The sequence below is a fragment of the Aeromicrobium ginsengisoli genome (genome assembly GCF_004134905.2).
GTDB lineage: Bacteria > Actinomycetota > Actinomycetes > Propionibacteriales > Nocardioidaceae > Aeromicrobium > Aeromicrobium ginsengisoli.
This window is the reverse complement of record NZ_SDPQ02000003.1, coordinates 183937-202551: the sequence shown is the minus strand read 5'-3', so window position 1 is coordinate 202551 and position 18615 is coordinate 183937. Positions and strand designations below refer to the sequence as shown.

The following is an 18615-nucleotide window of genomic DNA, read 5'->3' as shown; positions in this document are numbered from 1 at the left end:
AGTGGTGAAGCGTCGTTCTAGGTTGCTGGTGGGGCTCAGTTCACGGCGGCAACGTGAGGGATCGAACGATGGCGAAGAAGCGCCGCAAGCTCAGGTACGAGGACCCGGTGACCAAGCTCGAGCGGAGCGCTCGGCTGGGTGGGATCGCCGGCCGCCGCCTGCTCGGGCGCGTGGGCCGGCCGACCCGGTCTGCGCACGACGTCGAGTCCGACGCGCTGGTCGAGCAGGCGATCGGGCTCCTTGTCGATGCGCGGGGGTTGTCCGTCGACGATGCTCGCAACCTGCTCATCCAGGACGCTGCCGATCACGGCCTCACGATGCGCGAGGCCGCCGAGCGAGCTCTCGGGCACGAGAGCTGAGCCGCCTCGTGGTGCGGACCGGCCGGGAACTCAGGCGTCGTAGTCGAGCCGGAGCTCCTCGCTGACCGGGTGCGCCTGGCAGGTGAGGATGTATCCGGTGCCGATCTCCTCGTCGCTGAGGACGTGGTTCTGGTCCATGACAGCTTGGCCGAGAAGGACCTTGGCGCGGCACGTGCCGCAGGCGCCGCCGGCGCAGGAGTAGGGCGGGTCGATGCCTTGCTGCATCGCTGCGTCCAGGATCGTGTCGCCGTATATGTAAAGCGAACGGGTCGGCAAGAGGGCACGACGATGCGACTATTCGCGAAGGGCGATCAGCGTGAGCCGCAATGGCTGCGCCGGGCGCAGCAGTCGTCGGCGGTTTCTAGGCTGCGGCTGCGGGCGGCCCGCGCACTTCAACCAGCGGATGGAGCTCGAGGTCCAACCATCAGATGCCGTTTGAGACTGGCACCCCCAACGGGATTCGAACCCGTGCTACCGCCGTGAAAGGACCTCTCGACCAACCAGGAGCTCCACAACAAGTGGACCAAAGCCTGGGGGCCAGACAGGCATCATTGATTACGGCAAGTCTGTAGACGTAGTGGTGAGGACGGTTGAGTTCGATTGAGCAAAGTGGTAGCGGTATATCTACGTAAGTTGGAGTTCATTGTCTGCTCCTCGAGTATGTCGCCAGCGGGCTTCTGGGTAATGAACGGGCATTTCAGTCGACTACCCGAGGACGCCGAAGCGACCCGGCTCGGTGAATCTGTTCTTCAAGCTTTGGAAGCGTCAGCAGGAACTGTGGCCTACGACAGGTCGACGAGCCCCTTTAAGCCAGTTCTAAATGCGCTGGAGTTGAAGAATTACGGAACCTTCATGAAGGGGACTCGTTCGGTCGATGTGAGTATTGATGATGATGACGTTCTGAAGGTCGCACCGATGCGCAATATGGGCGCGCGGGAAGGATTTCATTTCATGCAGGATGAGGTCCGCGTCGTTGAGGACCGAACAACAGCTGCCGTGGGTCAGGCGGTCAAGGAAGCGGTGGCGCGTTCCTGCTGAATGGCTTATGAGACGACATCACCGTGGTTGTCGGGGTACCCGGGCGTTCGCGAAGCGACCTACGGAAGTGTCTCCGTAGCTAAAGAGGATGTAGGCGTCATTTTGTCTGACAAGGGTTTGCTTTATCACGAAGGCGTGCACGTCAGGCAGTGGCGCAGGTTCGGAATCGCCTTCCCGGTCGATTACTTCAGCGAAGAACTGGTTGAGGGTGGACCCGAGCACAACGGCTACGAGATCGAAGCGAACCGCGATTGCGGTCACTATGACGGGGGTGACGGAATATGCAACCACTAGATTGGGCAAGGATTGGAGACGACAAAATGAGTCGCCTCAGAATGCTGCAGTCAGTCGAAAAAGTGGCGCGACCCGGGCGCGGTTCGTATTCGGCCCCGGTCGAGGCGAGTCGACGGCTCCGACAGGCTTGACAGTGATCATCCCGAAACGGCTTATTCTGACGCGAGTAGCGGTCGGCGCCTTCGCGTTACAGCTCTTGGCCGGATGCTTCCTTGGTCCGACGGAGCCTGCTAGGCATGGCCGGGCCGGAGTTATGGCGGGCGAGAGCGGGCAGGTCATCGGCGTAGTCTCGATGTGCGGCGACTTCAAAGCAGATCGTTTCACTCTAAACGTCAGTGCCCCTGGTGGGCACTCCGACGAAGTCGCTCGCGAGTGGACGCCGAAGGAACCATTGAAGGACGTTTCCAGCGTCGACTTGCTAGGCGACTCTGACAAGGGCGTCTGGAAATCCGTCAAAGGTCAGCTGTCCGCTCTCGACTCAACCAAGGAGTATCGATTCCAGGGTCGGGAAGATGGGTCACGAACGGTGGCCGGCCGGGTCTATTTCACTGCGACTGACGTTCAAGAACTAGGCCCTTCCGAAGTGTGGCTCGGCAGTTTTGAGGACGACGACGGTCGCCACGTCCGAGTTGTTGATCAGAAGGAGTTCGCCGAAGATTCCTGCGATTGAGTTGGTGTCCGCGTCCGGACTTCTCTCGATTCTTGCGCTGGCCGGCCGCACGAGCAAGTGGCTGCACGAGTTCCGCTACATGTCCCAGTCGCCCAGAAGTGCGTGCCTGACTACGCCGTCGCCTTTGCGGTGCTGGTACATGCTCCGTCGCTCGATTCGCAGGGTGGCCCCAAATCCAGTCGGCGAGATCCCGGCCAGTCAGGACTGGTCGAACTCCTCGCCGCCATCGAGGCGTCGCGCTCTCCACCCTGGGAGTCAGTTCCCTTGTCGAACCTTGGAAAGTGGCCCGCGCTGCCTGCTGAACGTCCTGTTGCCAAACTGTTGCCAATTGGGCACTCAAATGAGCAGTTGTCCAGGTTGCTGGAAGGCATCGCTGCAGGTCAGATGCCATTTGAGACTGGCACCCCCAACGGGATTCGAACCCGTGCTACCGCCGTGAAAGGGCGGCGTCCTAGGCCGCTAGACGATGGGGGCCGGAAAACCCGTTCAGCATAGTGGGTGAGGGATGTGCCGCCCAAACCGCATCAGGCAGGATGGAAGCATGATCGAGGTCAGCGAGGACCGCTTCGCCGAGCTCGTCGAGGCTGCGTTCGACGCGGTGCCCGCCGAGCTCGCGGCGCTGCTCGACAACGTCGTGCTGTTCATCGAGGACGACGCCCCTGCTGACGACCCGACGCTGCTGGGCTTCTACGACGGCATACCGCTGACCGAGCGCGACACCTCCTACGGCGGGGTCATGCCCGACCGCATCTACGTCTACCGGAATCCGACGCTGGCGATCTGCGACACCGAAGAGGACGTCGTCGAGGAGGTCGGCATCACCGTCGTCCACGAGATCGCCCACCACTTCGGCATCGAGGACGACCGACTCCACGAGCTGGGCTATGCCTGAGATCCGCCGCGCCGACGACCGTTTCCGCACCGACGGCGACGGGGTCACGACGTGGCACAGCTTCTCGTACGGCCAGCACTACGACCCCGACAACGTCGGCTTCGGCCCGCTCATCGCGATCAACACCGAACGCATCGACGCGGGGCGAGGCTACGAGCTGCACCACCACGCTGATGTCGAGATCGTGACGTGGGTGCTCGAGGGCGCTCTCCAGCACCAGGACGGCACGGGACACCGCGGCATCATCGAGCCGGGCACGGCGCAACGGTTGAGCGCCGGCACCGGCGTCCAGCACTCCGAGCAGAACGCGTCGGACGACGTGCCGCTGGTGTTCGTGCAGATGATGCTGCGCTCGGACCACGACGCTGAGCCGGAGTACGCCCAGGTCGACGTCGATCTTCGTCCCGGCGAGCTGACCCCGACCGTCGACGTGCACACCGGAGCCGAGCTGTTCGTCGTACGCCTGACAGCCGGTCAGTCCGTCGCGGTTCCCGCCGCCCGCCGCAGCCTCGTCCACGTCACCGACGGATCGCTCAGCCTCGGCGACGCGACCCTCACCGCGGGCGATGAGGCGCGGCTGACGGACGAGGGTGAGTACGATCTGAGGGCGTCCAGCGCCGCAACCGCGCTGATCTGGCAACTGCAGAGGTGACACGGATGACGGTCCTCGTCCTCAACGGCCCCAACCTCGGCCGTCTCGGCGTGCGCGAGCCCGACGTCTACGGCACCGCGACCTACGCCGACCTGGTCGCGCGCTGCGAAGAGGTCGCCAAGGAGTCCGGGGTCGAGGTCGACGTACGCCAGACCGACACCGAGTCCGAGATGATCGGCTGGCTGCACGACGCCGCCGACGCCGGCTCGCCGGTCATCCTCAACGCCGGTGCCTGGACCCACACGTCGGTCGCGGTGCGCGACGCGGCGAGCCAGCTCAGTGCCCCGCTCGTCGAGGTGCACCTCAGCAACGTGCACGCGCGGGAGTCGTTCCGCCACACGTCCTACCTCAGCGACATCGCCGCAGCCGTCGTCGTCGGCATGGGTCTCGAGGGCTACGCCGCCGCCATTCGGTTCCTGGCTGTCTCTTAGGCCGACCTACGAAGCGTAGTGTCGTCGCGCAGGTCTAACCTGAAACACGTGAAAGGTTGGCAGGCCCACGGGGAAGCCGTTGATCGGTTGCTGGCGTCCTACGGACGGATAGCGCCGGAAGATCGCATACGCCTCGCCAAGAAGACGTCCAACCTGTTCCGTCCGCGCCAGGGCAACGACTCGCCCGGCCTCGACGTGAGCGGCCTCGACGGCGTCATCGCGATCGACACCGAGGCGCAGACCGCCGATGTGCAGGGCATCTGCACCTACGAGCAGCTCGTCGCCGAGACCCTCGCGCACGGGTTCATCCCCTACGTCGTGCCGCAGCTGCGCACCATCACGCTCGGGGGCGCCGTGACGGGCCTCGGCATCGAGTCGACCTCGTTCCGCAGCGGGCTGCCCCACGAGTCGGTGCTCGAGATGGACATCCTCACCGGCTCCGGCGAGGTCGTGACCGCCGCACCTGAGGGCGATCATGCCGACCTGTTCGAGGCGTTCCCCAACTCATACGGCAGCCTCGGCTACGCCACGCGACTGCGGATCAAGCTTGAGAAGGTCCCGCCGTTCGTCACCCTGCGCCACGTCCAGGTCGCCGACGCCGCCGCAGCGGTCAAGGCGATCGAGGTCATCGCCGAGACCGGCGAGTGGCACGGCGAACGCGTCGACGGCCTCGACGGCACGGCGTTCAGCCCCGACGAGATCTACCTGACGCTGGCCCATTTCACGGACATTCCCCAGACCGTCAGCGACTACACGGGCCAGCAGATCTACTACCGGTCGATCCAGACGCGCGAGACCGACGCCCTCACGATGAACGACTACATCTGGCGCTGGGACACCGACTGGTTCTGGTGCTCGGGCGCGTTCGGTGCGCAGAACCCATGGGTCCGCAAGGTGTGGCCGACCAAGTGGCGCCGCAGCGACGTCTACCACCGCCTGGTGGGGCTCGACGAGAAGATCGGCCTCAGCAAGGTCCTCGACAAGGTCAAGAAGGTGCCAGGCCGCGAGCGGGTCATTCAAGACGTCGAGGTCCCGGTCGACCGGCTGCCGGAGTTCCTCGAATGGTTCGACGCCGAGGTCGGCATGCGCCCGGTGTGGCTGTGCCCGCTGCGCACGACGCGGCCGTGGCCGGTCTACCCGCTGACGCCCGGCGAGACCTACGTCAACGTCGGCTTCTGGGGCACCGTCGAGGTGCCGGCCGGCTCCCCTGAGGGCATGGTCAACCGCAAGATCGAGGACTTCGTGCACAGCCTCGGCGGGCACAAGTCCCTCTACTCCGAGGCGTTCTACGACCAGGAGACGTTCGAGCAGATGTATGGCGGCGAGGTGCTCGCCGCCGCCCGAGGGCGATACGACCCCGAGGGCAGACTGAGCACCCTGTACGAGAAAGCGGTGAGGAACTCATGACCACAGACGTGGGAGTACGACTGTCGATCGCGGATGCACTCGGCCGGCTCATGAAGGACGGCCTGCCGTTCCGCTTCGAGGCCTTCGACGGCAGCGTGGCGGGGCCCGAGGACGCCCCCATCAAGCTGCGGCTCGTCAACGAGCGCGGACTGTCCTACCTGATGACCGCCCCCGGCGACCTAGGCTTCGCCCGAGCCTACGTCTCGGGTGACCTCGAGCTCGAGGGCGTACACCCGGGCAACCCCTACGACGCCATGGTCCTGGTCATGAGCCAGCTCAAGTTCAAGGTGCCGTCGGCCGCCGAGATGGTGCAGATCGTGCGCAGCCTCGGCTTCGGCAACCTCAAGCCCCCGCCGCCGCCGCCGGAGGAGCACCTCCCCAAGTGGCGCCGGGCGATGGAGGGCCTGCGGCACAACAAGAAGCGCGACGCCGAGGCGATCCACCACCACTACGACGTCTCCAACCGCTTCTATGAGCTCGTGCTCGGCCCGTCGATGACCTACACGTGCGCGGTCTACCCGACGCTCGAGTCCACGCTCGAGGAAGCCCAGTTCGAGAAGTACGACCTCGTCGCCCGCAAGCTCGACCTCAAGCCGGGCCAGCGCCTGCTCGACATCGGCTGCGGCTGGGGTGGCATGGTCCGCCACGCCGCGAAGCACTACGGCGTCAAGGTCATCGGCGTGACGCTCTCGCGCGAGCAGGCGACATGGGCGCAGGAGGAGATCAAGCGCCAGGGCCTCGACGACCTCGCCGAGGTCCGCTTCATGGACTATCGCGATGTCACCGAGACCGACTTTGACGCGATCAGCTCGATCGGCCTCACCGAGCACATCGGCGTGCGCAACTACCCGGCCTACTTCGGCTTCCTCAACGACCACCTCAAGGTCGGCGGCCGACTGCTCAACCACTGCATCACCCGACCGCACAACAAGACGATGTCGACCGGTGCGTTCATCGACCGCTACGTCTTCCCCGACGGTGAGCTCACCGGCGTCGGCCGCATCACGGTGGCGGCGCAGGATGCCGGCCTCGAGGTGCGCCACGTCGAGAACCTCCGCGAGCACTACGCGCTGACGCTCAAGGGCTGGTGCGACAACCTCGTCGACAACTGGGACGAGGCACTCGGCGAGGTCAGCCTCGGCCGCGCCAAGGTGTGGGGCATCTACATGGCCGGGTCGCGGCTCGCGTTCGAGCGCAACGAGATCGAGCTGCACCACGTGCTCGCGGTCAAGACCGACGCCCACGGCAACGCCGACTGGCCGCTCCGCCCGACGTGGGGCAGCTGAGCGCGTCCTCGTTAGAGTGGCGTGCGGACCCCGGGCACGGGGTCGGCTCAGCGTCCGGAAGGCAGGTTGCAGGTGAGCGGCGATCCGCCCGAGTTCCTCACGACGTACGCCCGCCTGTCGTCGCTGGATCCGCGCACCGTCGCAGCGGTGGCGCTGCGCTATCGCGCCGACGAGTCCGTGACGCTGCTGTCGCTCATGGCGTCCGGCGGCACCCTGACCTATGACGGGGTGCTGGCCGCAGCCCGCCGGGTGATCAGCGGCGAGACCGACGCCAAGGGCAGCGGCCTCACCGACCTCGACGCGCTCGCCGCTTTGGCCCGTACGATCGCGGGTCGCCCCGGACCGGGGCCCGACTACACCGAGTCGGCCGACCTCCACCAGGCGCTGCGGATCCTGGGTCACCGGCCACGTCGCAAGGACGACACGCACCGGCTCGAGGCGCAGACCAACCTCGCCGCCGGCCGGCACGACCACGTCGCCACGATCCTGCCGCAGATCAAGCTCGACAACGACAGCCGTTGGATGTTCGAGACCGACCTCGTCAGCCCCGAGGTCGGCCGGCCCGGTTCGACCGAGGACGAGTGGCTGCGGTCGTTCAATCGTCTGTTCACGTCGCGTGGGCTGTCGCCGATCGGCCTGCTCGACGGCGACGGAGCGAGGTTCGACCGCCTCCGGCCGGCCGACCCGCCGGCCAAGGTCGCCGGTGACGGTCCCACGGTCACGATCATCATGTCGGTCTTCAAGCCCGACCAGAGCCTGTTCACGGCCCTGCGATCGCTGATCGACCAGACCTGGCCGCACCTCGAGATCCTCATGGTGGACGACTGCTCAGGCCCGGAGTTCACTCCGTTGCTGACCGAGGCGGCGGCGATGGACGACCGCATCGAGCTGGTCGTGATGCCGCAGAACGGTGGGACCTACAAGATCCGCAACACCGCGATCGCCCGCGCTCGCGGTGAGTTCATCGGCTTCCAGGACTCCGACGACTGGTCCCACCCCGAACGCATCCAGCGCCAGCTCCAGCCGCTGCTGGACGACCCCGCGCTCGTCGCGTCGGCGAGCCGCGCGGTCCGCGTGACGGGCGACATCGTCACCAGCAAGGTCGGCTATCCGACCGTGCGGCCCAACGCGTCGTCGCTGGTGTTCCGCCGCGACATCGTGATGGAGACCCTCGGTGCGTTCGACGAGGTCCGCAAGAGCGCCGACATGGAGTTCGGCGAACGGATCAAGACCGTGTTCGGCCGCGAACGGATCGCCGCGATCAAGGACCCGCTGGCCCTGATCCAGCTGTCGCACGCGTCGCTGTCGCTCGAGGACTTCCGGTTCGGCTGGCAGGACGCCGACCGAGTGTTCTACCGCGACGCGATCAACCACTGGCACGCTCAGATCGCCGCCGGCACCGAATCGCCCCTCCTCGACCCGGCCGCGCCGCGGCGCTTCGCCGCTCCGGAGCGGTTCTTCGGCAAGGGCGCACCCGTGACCGACGCAGCGGACGTGCTCCTGGTGTCGGACTGGCGGCCCGGCACTCCGCGCTATCACGGCAATGTCCAGGAGCTGACGACCTTGGCCGACGCCGGCCTCGTCACGGCCGTCGTTCATGCCGAGGCGATGCGCTACGCCGACGACAAGCGCCTCCCGCCGTCGGCCGCCGTGCTCGACCTGCGCAACCAGGGCCGCATCGTGACCCCCGCCTGGCGTGACGACCTGCGGACCCGTCTGGTGCTGGTCCATGACCCGGAGCTGCTGAGCTACCCGCGACCTGCGGTGGATGTCGGCTTGCGCGCCGACAGGGTCGTCATCCGCGCTGCATACCCACCTCGTGCTCCCGGCGACGACGCCCTCGTCTACGAGCCGCGGCACGTCCAGCAACGCGTCCAGGACCTCTTCGGGGCGCCGGCCGAATGGCTGCCAACCAATGACTCGATCGCCAAGGCGCTCGTGGCCGACGGCGCCGACACCGTGCTCGAGCCTCAGCACCTCGGCGTGCTCAACGTCCGGCACATACGCCGTCGCGGCCAGCGTGGTGGACCCCGGCCCATCATCGGCACGACCGGCATCGAGCCGCTGGCCGAGGATCGGCCCGACTGGGCGACGCTGCTGGGTTGCTTCCCCGACGACGACCGCCTCGACGTCCGCATCCGCGACGTGCGCGGCGCCCTCGCCACGATCAAGCGACCGGCCCTGCTGCCGCCCAACTGGCTGCTCGACTCGGCACCACTGGCCCTCTTCCTGCGACAGCTCGACGTGTTCGTCGGGCTTCCCCGCCGCACATGGGGACCGGAGCCGATGTTCGCGGCACTGACGGCCATGTCACAGGGCTGCGTCGTGGTGCTCGACCCGGCATACGAGCCGCAGTTCGGCGAGGCCGCCCACTACTGGGGCGAGGAGCCGACGGTCGCGACGATCAGGGCGCTGCTCAAGGATCGGCCGGCCTACAGGGCCCAGCAGGAGCGCGGCTACGAGTTCGTGGCCACGGAGCTGTCGCCCGAGATCTTCACCACCAGGATCGGCGCGTTGGTCGGCGCCCACAACGAGGAGAACGAGGCGTCATGAGGCTCCCCAGTCACAAGCTGCTGCTGGCAGCCGGAGTCGTCGGTGTCGTCCTTGCCGTCGGCCTGGTCGCTGCGATCGCCGACAACACAGGCCTCGCGCTCGTGTGCGTGCTCCTGATCCAGTCGGCCGCGCTGCTCGCGGTGGTCGACACGCGGCGCCGCCAAGGGGGGCTCGCCGACAAGGTGACGAACCACGCGGCAGCGCTCAAGCGCGTCGACCGTACGATCGCCAACGTGTCACAGCGGGTCGTCACCGAGGCCCGAGCCAGCGAGAAGGCGCTGCGCACCGAGTTCGCCGGGAACCGTGCCGACCTGCGAGACCGCCTCGGCCGCACCCGCAAGGGCATCGAGCGGACGCTGGACCTCCGGGTGCAGGACATCGAGGCAATGATCCAGCTCTCCGACCGCTTCGAGCTGCGCGCCGCGATGCCGCCGTCGGGGCGCTGGGCCCTCAACGCCGGCGGGCTGCTCAAGCTCGTCGACCTCGTCGAGCGCCACCCCATCCGCACGATCGTGGAGCTCGGCAGCGGCACGTCGACGCTGTGGCTGTCGTACGCCCTCGAGCGCCGCGGCACCGGTGGGCGCATCATCTCGCTCGACCACGATCAGCACTTTGCCGGCATCACCCGCGCGGAGCTGGTCGCGCACGGCTTCGCCGAAGGTCCGGCCGAGGTGCGCGACGCCCCACTGGTCGAAGGCGTCATCGACGGCCACGACACCCCTTGGTACGACCCCGCATCGTTCCAGGACGTCGAGGGCATCGACCTGCTCATCGTGGACGGGCCGCCGATGGCCTCGGGTGGGCTCGCCCGCTACCCGGCGCTGCCGATGCTGCTGTCGCGTCTGGCCCCCGGAGCGATCGTCGTGGTCGACGACGCCCCGCGGCCCGACGAGCAGGAGATGATGCGGCGCTGGCTCGCCGACGTGCCCGGCCTTGGCCGGGTCGACCAGACGGAGCGCCAGGTGTTCCTCGCGCTCGGGGAGTGAGCTCGCCGGTGCCGTCGAGCGTACGCATCGAGGTCCTCGGGCCGTCAGGGGTCGGCAAGTCCACGATCCTGGCGGCGGCCGAACGGCTTCGGCCCGCGTCCGGCACGTGGTGGGGCCCCGGGCAGGTGGAGGCCGGCATGTCCGCCTCCGGCCCGATCGGTGTGGCCCTCGACGACCCGGCCCTGCGTGAGTTCGTCGACGCGTGCCTGGACATCGTGCACGGCCTGCCCGTCTCGCCCGCGTCGAAGGTCGCGATGCTGACGATGTTGCGGCGCTCGGCGCGCGACCAACGAGCCGCCGACCTGCTCGACGTCGGGGTCCCAGTGGTGCACGACGAGCTGCTGCTGCACCGGGCGTTCAGCATCCTGCCGCAGTCGCCCGACGTGGAGCGCGACGCTGCGACGTTCTTCGAGCTCGCACCGACGCCCACGGCGGCCGTCGTGGTCAGCGGTGACGTCGACACGATCCTCGCCCGCATCACCGCGCGCGGCACCCAACCCAACTGCTACGCGGGCCTCGACGAGGCGGGTCTGCGCACCGCCGTCGAAGCCGGACTGCGGGCCTGCGAGATCGCCGTGCAACGCCTGCGCGCCCGCGGTGTCGACGTGCTCGAGCTCGACGCCGGACCTGACGTCGACCATGCAGCGCGGCAGCTCCACACGTTCATCACGTCCTATCTGGAGGAATCCACCATGACCGAGTCGACCGATCCCGACGACGTACGCGCCAGGCTGCTCGCCGCCTCCGGGAGCTTCCGCAAGAAGGCCGGGCGGCACGAGCTGCGTACGCGCGACGTCATGTACTGCGCGTTCTCGACGCCCAACTTCACCGTCACGGCGGACGAGGCGCAGCGCGACGCCGCCCGGCGGCTCGAGCGGTTCGGCATCACCGCCGACCTCGCCCGTGGCAAGACCGCGCTCGACCTCGGGTCGAACGCCGGCGCGATGCTGTTCGAGCTCAACAACCTCGGTGTCGCCTCGGGGCTCGGCGTCGAGTTCGACCAGGACAAGGTCGACCTCGCCACCGAGATCGCTGCCCTGTCCGACCTCGACCGGCTGACGTTCCGGCAGGGTGACATCGACGAGCTCGACGCCGCCGAGCTGGGCACGTTCGACATCGTGCTGGCGCTCGCGATCGAGGGCCATGTGCAGCAGCCCGACCGGCTCTACCGCCTGCTGGGTGAGGTGTCGGCCTCGACCCTCTACTTCGAGGGCAACGGCAACTGCGACATCGAGGCCGCGACGGCACAGCTCAAGGCTGCCGGGTTCGCCGACGTCGAGTCGATCGGCTTCTGCGACGACGACCGCGACCCGCGCAACAACAACCGGCCGATGCTGGTGGCCCGCAAGAAGGTCAGCCGCGGCCTGTTCGGCCGCCGCAAGTAGCTCAGCTCAGAGCCGGGTGACCTTGGGGTCGTCCGTCGCGCCCTTGGTGTCGAACAGGCACCGGGCGACCGAGGCGATGGCCGCGAGGTCGTAGTCCTTGTGGTTCTGCAGCAGCACCGACACGTCGGCGGTCGCCAGTGCGCCGTCGAGGTCCTCGGCCCGCTGGACGGCGACACCGCCCGGTGTCCACTCCTGCACGTGCGGGTCGTGGAACACGAGCTTGGCGCCCTTGTCGAGCAGCAGCTGCGCCAGCGGGGTCGCGGGCGACTCGCGCTGGTCGGCGATGTTGGGCTTGTAGGTCACGCCGAGCAGCAGGATCGTCGATCCGCGCAGGGCCTTGCCCTCGTCGTTGAGCAGGTCGGTGACGCGCTCCACGACGTACGCCGGCATCTGCAGGTTGATCGACTGCGCGAGCTCGACGAACTGGAACGGCCGGCCGAGGGTCGAGCGCACCTTGTAGGACAGGTAGTTGGGGTCGATCGGGATGCAATGACCGCCGACGCCGGGGCCGGGGAAGAACGCCTGGAAGCCGAACGGCTTGGTCGCCGCGTTGCGGATGACCTCCCAGAGGTCGATGTCCATCTCGTGGCAGAACTGCGCCATCTCGTTGACCAGCGCGATGTTGATGTGCCGGTAGGTGTTCTCCAGCAGCTTGGTCATCTCGGCCTCGCGGGTGCCCTTGGACGGCACGACGGTCTCGATGAAGCGGCCGTAGAACTCCGTGGCGACCTTGGTCGACTCGGGCGTGTGACCGCCGACGACCTTGGGGGTGTTGGCGATGCCGTACGTCGGGTTGCCCGGGTCGACGCGCTCGGGGCTGAAGGCGAGGTGGAAGTCGGTGCCGGCCTCGAGGCCGGCCTTCTCCAGGATCGGGCGGACGACCTCGTCGGTCGTGCCGGGGTAGGTCGTGGACTCCAGCACGACGAGGTGCTGCTTGCGCAGCTGGCGCGAGATCGTGGTCGTCGCGGCGATGACGGCGCCGAGATCGGGCTCGCCCTCGACCGACAGCGGGGTCGGCACGCAGATGACGATCGCGTCGGCATCGGCCAGGACCGCCTCGTCGGTGGTCGCGGTGAAGCCGAGCGAGATCATCTCGGCGATGTCGGCGTCGGTCAGGTCGTCGATGTGGCTCGTGCCGCTGTTGAGCGAGTCCACCATCGCGCTGTTGACGTCGAAACCGACGACGCTGAGGCCCGAGCGGGAGGCCTGCTGGGCGAGCGGGAGGCCGACGTAGCCGAGGCCGATGATTGCCATGTCGATGGACAACGGAGTTCCTTCAGATGGGGTGCGTCGTGCCTGCGAAGATTACCTCAGGTGCCCGACCACCTGGAAACTCGCGGCCTTCGCCCGGGTCGTGAGCACGGTCACGGGCCACGCACGCGGCGGCGGGGCGGTTGCGTCGCATCCGGTAGCCTGACCGCGGTTGTTTTCCCGGTGTCGCAGCGCCTCGCGCGGTTGACGCCCCGCCCCTGAGATCGAGATTGGACCGTTGCGCATGCCCGTCGTCGCCCAGCACCGCTCCGACGACTCGACGCTCACCAAGCCCGATCACGGCCGTACGCTCCGCCTCGACATCGAGGGCATGCGCACGATCGCCGTCGGCTCGGTCCTGGTGGCACATGCGGGGGTCTCGTGGTTCGCCGGCGGATTCGTGGGCGTCGACGTGTTCTTCGTGCTCTCGGGCTTCCTGATCACCGGTCTGCTCGCCCGCGAGGTGTCGCGGACCGGACGCGTGCGGATCGCCAACTTCTGGGCCCGGCGCATGAAGCGTCTGCTGCCGGCCTCGGCGACGGTGCTGCTGTTCTCGGCCATCGTCACGTACGTCTACCTGCCGATCACCCAGCGCGAGGACTTCGGCGGCGACATCAAGGCAGCGGCGCTCTACGTCGTCAACTGGCGGCTCGCGGCGCGCGGGGTGGACTACCTCGCCGAGGACATCGGTCAGTCGCCCGTTCAGCACTACTGGTCGCTCGCGGTCGAGGAGCAGTTCTACCTCGTCTGGCCGCTCCTGATGCTCGCGATCGGCGTCATCGCGGCCAAGCGCTGGAAGCTGGGTGCCTTCGTCGCCCTCGGCGGGATCACGGTGGCCTCGTTCGTCTGGTCGGTCATGCAGACCGAGAGCAGCCCGGCCACGGCCTACTTCGTGTCGACGACCCGGGTCTGGGAGCTCGGCCTCGGCGCCCTGCTCGCCCTGTCCGCCGCGCGGGTCGCGCGGCTCCCGTCCGTCCTTCTGGCGGCCGGCGGCTGGCTCGGCATCGCCCTGATCGCGTACGCCGTGCTGTTCTTCGACGACAACACGACCTGGCCCGGCGCCAACGCCCTCGTGCCGACGGTCGGTGCGGCGCTGATGATCGCGAGCGGCATCACCCGCACCCCGGGGTCGCCGCAGCGACTGCTGAGCCTCCCCCCGATGGTGTGGATCGGCGGCCTGTCCTACTCGATCTACCTGTGGCACTGGCCGATCCTGGTCGCGGCCCAGGCGGAGTACCCCGACCTGCGCGTGCGCTGGACCGTGCTGCTGATGATCCTGTCGATCATCCCGGCCTGGCTGTGCCACCGCTACATCGAGAACCCGGTCCGCTTCGGCACGTTCTTCAAGCCCACGGGCCGGGCGCTGGCGATGGGCACGACCCTGACGGCGCTCGGCGTGTGCACGGGACTGCTGCTCAACGCCTCGGTCGGGCTCAACAGCGACGTCAAGGAGGCGTCCGTCAAGGGCAGCCCCGGTGCTGCGGCCCTGCTCGACCCGGCCAACAAGGGCGTCGTGTGGTCCGACATCAAGTCGGTCGAGTCGATGCGCCCGTTGCCCGTGGACGCGCCCAAGGACCGGCCGCCGCTGTACGACAAGCAGCCCGGGTGCCAGGTCGCCCCCGGTGACCCGAAGCCCAAGCTCTGCGAGTTCGGCGACACCTCGTCGGACCGCGTCGTCGTGATCGTGGGCGACTCCAAGATCGTGCAGTGGGAGACCGCGCTGTCCGACCTGGGCAAGCGCGAGGGCTGGAAGCTCGTCCAGATCACCAAGTCGGCGTGCCCGTTCACCGATGCGAGCCTGCGCACGGGCAACCGTCAGAAGGTCTGGACCGACTGCCGCCAGTGGGGTCAGCAGGCGCTCAAGGACATCCTCGACCTGCACCCCGAGCTGGTCATCGCGTCGCACCGCAAGGGCACGGCCCTGCCGGCGGGCAAGACCGCACAGGGCGACCTCGACCAGGCCGCGATGGTCAAGGGCATGGCGAGCTACTGGCGGACCATCACCGACGCCGGCATCCCCATGGCGGTCCTGCTCGACAACCCGGAGCCCAAGACTGAAGGCGTCTACGAGTGCGTCGCGCAGCACGAGAAGGACCTCAGCGCCTGCGCGTTCGACAAGTCCGACGCGGAGCGTCGCTCCGGTGCGGCGGCACAGCTCAAGGCCGCTGCCGAGGTGCCGGCGGTCAAGATCATCGACATGTCGAACGTCATCTGCCCCGACGCCGACCGCTGCGCGCCCGTGATCGGCAACGTCCTGGTCTATCGCCAGGGCACACACCTCACGCGGACGTTCGTCGACAGCGCCGAGCCGCAGCTCGCAGCCGCACTGGCCAAGGCGACCGACGGCCGGTTCGGCAAGGGCTGAGCCCTACGGGCGCAGCGCTTCGATCGCCGCGACGTTGCGTCGGGCGTTGTCGCGGTCGCGGTAGGTGAACGCCTCGGCGGCCCGCCCCTCGTAGACGGCTTCTCGTCGGCAGCCACCCACGAGATAGGCCTCGATCGCGTCGATCGTGGACTCGAGGTCGTCGACGACGGGCCCGAAGCCGTCGCGCTCGTGGTCGAACCACGACGGCGTCGCGTGGAACGCGCGGTACTCGGCGTTGTCGAAGTGCGAGTAGATCAGCGGGGTGCCGAGATAGGCGATGTCGAAGTGCACCGACGAGTGGTCGGTGATGAACAGGTCGGCCTCCAACATGACCTCCTGGATGTCGGCCGACGCGCCACTCAGCACCGTGATGCGCTCGCTGCCGACCGGTACGTCCGCGAGCTCGTTGCGCAGGTTGTAGTGCGGCATGAACCGCAGCTGGTAGTCGTGGCGCTCCAGCACCGCGGCCAGTCGCTCACTCGTGAGGAAGCCCAGGATGAACCGCTGGTAGGCAGAGCCCTCGAAAAGCGTGGCACCGTCGTCGCTCGTGCTGAACAGCTTGGCGACGAGGTACTGGCGCCAGGTCGGCATGAACAGGATCGTGCGGCTCTCCGGCGTCGGGACCAGGGCGTCGTAACGCGCCAGTCCGGCCTGCACGACCTGCTGGTCGTAGCCCGAGGTGGCGCGGGCGGCGGCGGCCTCGCGCGCCATCGTCGTGATGTAGGTGTCGTAGCCGCCGACCCGGCGCCGCAGGGCGTTGGTGTCGACGTCGACGCCGTGATTGAGGTAGGCGCGATAGGCACCGACCCGCCAGGCGAACTGGCGCATGTAGGTGTTGCCGTCCCACTGGCGGGGCACCATGTGCTTGATCGAGTACGCATTGGCGAGCACCTCGGCGTGCAGCATCAGCAGCCGGTGGCGCCATGACGAGTGCGCGACGACGTGGCCGAATCCGGCGACCCGCTCCCGCTGCTCGCAGTCACGGTCGATCACGTAGTAGGACCTGATGTCGTGGCGCTCGCGTCGCAGGTGGCTGAACAGGTGATAGCCGTTGTCGCGCGCGGTGTCGGCGCGTTCACCGACGAGCCAGATCGGCTTGCGGACGAACGGACGGGTGAGGAGGCGCGCCAGGCGTACCCAGGCGAACGGCTGACGGCGCACCGCGGCCTTGAGGTCGTGCATCGCCATCGTCCGCGACCAGCCGAGCCGAGCTGCCAGGCCGCCGGCCTCGCGAACGACAAGTTCCAGCAGATGGGCGGCGCCCGAGGCGACCGGCACCGGCTGCAGGCGCCGGCCGCCGACGATCAGCGGGCGCGAGGCTGCCGACAGGCCGATCGAGGCCGTGACCCGCTTGCGCGGAGGGTCGAATCCGGCCGGCCCCTCGGCCTCGACCTCGAGCTTGGTGCGGCCGATCGGGAGCTGATCGGCGGGGATGGTCGCGGTGAACCCGGTCCAACGGCGTACGCCGGAGTCGACCCGGAGCTGCGGCGTCGTGGGGACGGTGAGGAGGGTGTTGCTGTCGAGGTCGGACACGATCAGCGTGACGGCCTCAGGCGGTGGCGTCGGGCCCTCGCTGGCTCCGCGCCGGCACGTGCCGGTGAGCAGGAGAGTGTTGTCGTCCGTGATGTCGATGCCGTCGAGGCTCGCCGCGAAGCTGCGATAGGGCAGCAGCTGGAGGTAGGCGTCGAGCGCCGGCTGCAGCGCGATGAGCGCGTCGGCATGCCGCTCGCGGACCCAGTCGGCGTAGATCTCGAGGACCCGTAGGTCGGTCCAGCCGGTCAGCACCGGCAGCGGGAACGACGCATCCGCCAGGCCGCAGCGCTCCGCGAGCTTGGTGCCGTTCTTGAGCCGGGGCGTCATCTCCGTGACGCTCAGGATGCGGCCGGAGAAGCCGACCAGCCGGGTGTGGGTCTCGTCGAGGCTGCGACGGACCGCGTCGACCTCCGCCGCCTCGTCCGGGGCGGCGACGTCGACGACAGTGGGCCACGGCTCGCTGGCGGGTTTGCGCGATGTCGAGGCAGCGCGCGCAGCGTCGGGAGACGCGGCGATGAGGACCAGCCGGAGGTCATCGGGGGTCGCGGTCAGCTGGGTGGTGGTGCTGGAGGGGTCGGTCATGTCGTGCGGTCTCAGGTGATCTCGATGACGACGGGTGCGTGGTCGCTGGCGCCCTTGCCCTTGCGCTCCTCGCGGTCGATCCAGGCCCGGTCGACGCGGGACGCCAGGGCCTCCGAGGCAAGGATGAAGTCGATGCGCAGACCGCGCTTCTTGGGGAACGCCAGCTGCTGGTAGTCCCAGTAGGTGAACTCGCCGGGGGTGTGCGGGCGTACGACATCGGCGTAGCCGGCGTCGAGGATCGCCTGGAACGCGTCACGCTCGGGCTTGGAGACGTGCGTGTGACCCTCGAAGACCGACATGTCCCAGACGTCTTCGTCCTGGGGTGCGACGTTCCAGTCGCCGGTCAGCGCGATCTCGCCCCGGGGGTTCTCGGCGAGCCACTCGATCGACGCGAGCCGCAGCCGTTCGAGCCACGCGAGCTTGTAGACGTAGTGCGGATCCTCGAGCGTACGGCCGTTGGGCACGTAGAAGCTCCACACGCGTACGCCGCCACAGGTCGCGCCGATCGAGCGCGCCTCGACGATCTCGGGGTCGCCGAACATCGGCTGGTCGTCGGCGAACGAGGTCGCGATGTCGTCGAGCCCGACGCGTGAGATCAGCGCGACACCGTTCCACTGGTTGAGCCCGAAGTGGGCGTAGTCGTAGCCCATCGCCGACAGCTCGAGGCCGGGGAACTGGTCCTCGCGGCACTTGGTCTCCTGGATGGCGAGCACGTCGACGTCGTTGCGCTCGAGCCAACCGGTGACCCGGTCGATGCGGCTGCGGATGGAGTTGACGTTCCAGGTCGCGATACGCACACGACGAACCTACTCGGTCATCCGGCACGGGTCGAAACGACGATCGCGGTCGTCGCGTTCCACGTGCCCGCCGGGACAGGATTCCGGCTTTCGAGTGACACACGAGACGGATGCGACGCATGATGGAGGAGTTG

At 68.0% G+C, this 18615-nt stretch carries 16 protein-coding genes and 1 tRNA gene; 12 read left to right on the top strand and 5 right to left on the bottom strand.

Annotation, left to right across the window (positions count from 1 at the left end; all coding sequences use genetic code 11):
• Positions 1 to 68: 68 nt before the first annotated feature.
• On the top strand, positions 69 to 359 hold the full coding sequence (locus ESP70_RS14035) for an ANTAR domain-containing protein (RefSeq protein ID WP_149689948.1): 291 nt from the start codon (positions 69 to 71) through the stop codon (positions 357 to 359).
• 30 nt (positions 360 to 389) lie between these two features.
• Here the strand turns inward: ESP70_RS14035 and ESP70_RS14030 are convergent, their stop codons facing one another.
• Positions 390 to 635, bottom strand: coding sequence for a 2Fe-2S iron-sulfur cluster-binding protein (locus tag ESP70_RS14030; protein WP_281287334.1), 246 nt, complete (start codon positions 633 to 635; stop codon positions 390 to 392).
• A 357-nt stretch (positions 636 to 992) separates the two neighbouring features.
• Here ESP70_RS14030 and ESP70_RS14025 point away from each other — a divergent pair, with 357 nt between their 5' ends.
• A complete protein-coding gene (locus ESP70_RS14025) occupies positions 993 to 1397 on the top strand; it encodes a hypothetical protein (protein ID WP_149689946.1) in 405 nt (134 codons plus the stop codon).
• Positions 1398 to 1824: 427 nt separating this feature from the next.
• Entirely contained in the window at positions 1825 to 2361 is a 537-nt protein-coding gene (locus tag ESP70_RS14020) for a hypothetical protein (protein ID WP_149689945.1), read from the top strand.
• Positions 2362 to 2759: 398 nt separating this feature from the next.
• Here ESP70_RS14020 and ESP70_RS14015 read toward each other — a convergent pair.
• Positions 2760 to 2835 (bottom strand) — tRNA-Glu (locus ESP70_RS14015).
• Positions 2836 to 2902: 67 nt separating this feature from the next.
• Here ESP70_RS14015 and ESP70_RS14010 point away from each other — a divergent pair.
• The 8 genes from ESP70_RS14010 to ESP70_RS13975 all read left to right on the top strand — a co-directional run bounded on the left by ESP70_RS14010 (position 2903) and on the right by ESP70_RS13975 (position 11953).
• Entirely contained in the window at positions 2903 to 3253 is a 351-nt protein-coding gene (locus ESP70_RS14010) for a metallopeptidase family protein (RefSeq protein WP_149689944.1), read from the top strand.
• Entirely contained in the window at positions 3246 to 3905 is a 660-nt protein-coding gene (locus ESP70_RS14005; protein WP_149689943.1) for a pirin family protein, read from the top strand. The genes ESP70_RS14010 and ESP70_RS14005 overlap by 8 nt, the downstream gene beginning before the upstream one ends.
• A gap of 5 nt (positions 3906 to 3910) precedes the next feature.
• Positions 3911 to 4336 (top strand): type II 3-dehydroquinate dehydratase, encoded by a 426-nt coding sequence (aroQ, locus tag ESP70_RS14000; protein ID WP_149689942.1) that lies wholly within the window; start codon positions 3911 to 3913, stop codon positions 4334 to 4336.
• Positions 4337 to 4384: 48 nt separating this feature from the next.
• The gene (locus tag ESP70_RS13995; protein WP_149689941.1) at positions 4385 to 5743 is read left to right on the top strand and encodes an FAD-binding oxidoreductase; all 1359 of its coding nucleotides are present in this window, start codon (positions 4385 to 4387) and stop codon (positions 5741 to 5743) included.
• Positions 5740 to 7029 (top strand): SAM-dependent methyltransferase, encoded by a 1290-nt coding sequence (locus tag ESP70_RS13990; protein WP_149689940.1) that lies wholly within the window; start codon positions 5740 to 5742, stop codon positions 7027 to 7029. The genes ESP70_RS13995 and ESP70_RS13990 overlap by 4 nt, the downstream gene beginning before the upstream one ends.
• A gap of 72 nt (positions 7030 to 7101) precedes the next feature.
• Positions 7102 to 9582 (top strand): glycosyltransferase family 2 protein, encoded by a 2481-nt coding sequence (locus ESP70_RS13985; RefSeq protein ID WP_149689939.1) that lies wholly within the window; start codon positions 7102 to 7104, stop codon positions 9580 to 9582.
• Positions 9579 to 10568: a class I SAM-dependent methyltransferase gene (locus tag ESP70_RS13980; RefSeq protein ID WP_188110639.1), complete on the top strand. Its 990-nt coding sequence runs from the start codon at positions 9579 to 9581 to the stop codon at positions 10566 to 10568. The genes ESP70_RS13985 and ESP70_RS13980 overlap by 4 nt, the downstream gene beginning before the upstream one ends.
• Positions 10565 to 11953, top strand: a complete 1389-nt coding sequence (locus ESP70_RS13975) for a class I SAM-dependent methyltransferase (protein ID WP_149689937.1) — start codon at positions 10565 to 10567, stop codon at positions 11951 to 11953. The genes ESP70_RS13980 and ESP70_RS13975 overlap by 4 nt, the downstream gene beginning before the upstream one ends.
• A 6-nt stretch (positions 11954 to 11959) precedes the next feature.
• Here ESP70_RS13975 and ESP70_RS13970 read toward each other — a convergent pair whose 3' ends face one another.
• The gene (locus tag ESP70_RS13970) at positions 11960 to 13219 is read right to left on the bottom strand and encodes a nucleotide sugar dehydrogenase (RefSeq protein ID WP_149689936.1); all 1260 of its coding nucleotides are present in this window, start codon (positions 13217 to 13219) and stop codon (positions 11960 to 11962) included.
• Positions 13220 to 13448: 229 nt separating this feature from the next.
• On the opposite strand from ESP70_RS13970, the gene ESP70_RS13965 reads away from it, so the two are divergent.
• Positions 13449 to 15569 carry an acyltransferase family protein gene (locus tag ESP70_RS13965; protein WP_188110638.1) on the top strand — a complete coding sequence of 707 codons (2121 nt, stop codon included), beginning with the start codon at positions 13449 to 13451 and terminating at the stop codon, positions 15567 to 15569.
• Positions 15570 to 15572: 3 nt separating this feature from the next.
• Here ESP70_RS13965 and ESP70_RS13960 read toward each other — a convergent pair whose 3' ends face one another.
• Together ESP70_RS13960 and ESP70_RS13955 are read right to left on the bottom strand one after the other, a co-directional pair.
• Positions 15573 to 17684 (bottom strand): CDP-glycerol glycerophosphotransferase family protein, encoded by a 2112-nt coding sequence (locus ESP70_RS13960; RefSeq protein ID WP_149689934.1) that lies wholly within the window; start codon positions 17682 to 17684, stop codon positions 15573 to 15575.
• 11 nt (positions 17685 to 17695) lie between these two features.
• Positions 17696 to 18481 (bottom strand): exodeoxyribonuclease III, encoded by a 786-nt coding sequence (locus ESP70_RS13955; RefSeq protein ID WP_149689933.1) that lies wholly within the window; start codon positions 18479 to 18481, stop codon positions 17696 to 17698.
• Positions 18482 to 18615: the final 134 nt, after the last annotated feature.

Coding starts and splice junctions, on each gene's coding strand:
- ESP70_RS13965 (WP_188110638.1), top strand. CDS start 13,449: ATGCCCGTCGTCGCCCAGCACCGCTCCGACGACTCGACGCTCACCAAG.
- ESP70_RS14010 (WP_149689944.1), top strand. CDS start 2,903: ATGATCGAGGTCAGCGAGGACCGCTTCGCCGAGCTCGTCGAGGCTGCG.
- ESP70_RS14035 (WP_149689948.1), top strand. CDS start 69: ATGGCGAAGAAGCGCCGCAAGCTCAGGTACGAGGACCCGGTGACCAAG.
- ESP70_RS13990 (WP_149689940.1), top strand. CDS start 5,740: ATGACCACAGACGTGGGAGTACGACTGTCGATCGCGGATGCACTCGGC.
- ESP70_RS13980 (WP_188110639.1), top strand. CDS start 9,579: ATGAGGCTCCCCAGTCACAAGCTGCTGCTGGCAGCCGGAGTCGTCGGT.
- ESP70_RS14005 (WP_149689943.1), top strand. CDS start 3,246: ATGCCTGAGATCCGCCGCGCCGACGACCGTTTCCGCACCGACGGCGAC.
- aroQ (WP_149689942.1), top strand. CDS start 3,911: ATGACGGTCCTCGTCCTCAACGGCCCCAACCTCGGCCGTCTCGGCGTG.
- ESP70_RS13960 (WP_149689934.1), bottom strand. CDS start 17,684: ATGACCGACCCCTCCAGCACCACCACCCAGCTGACCGCGACCCCCGAT.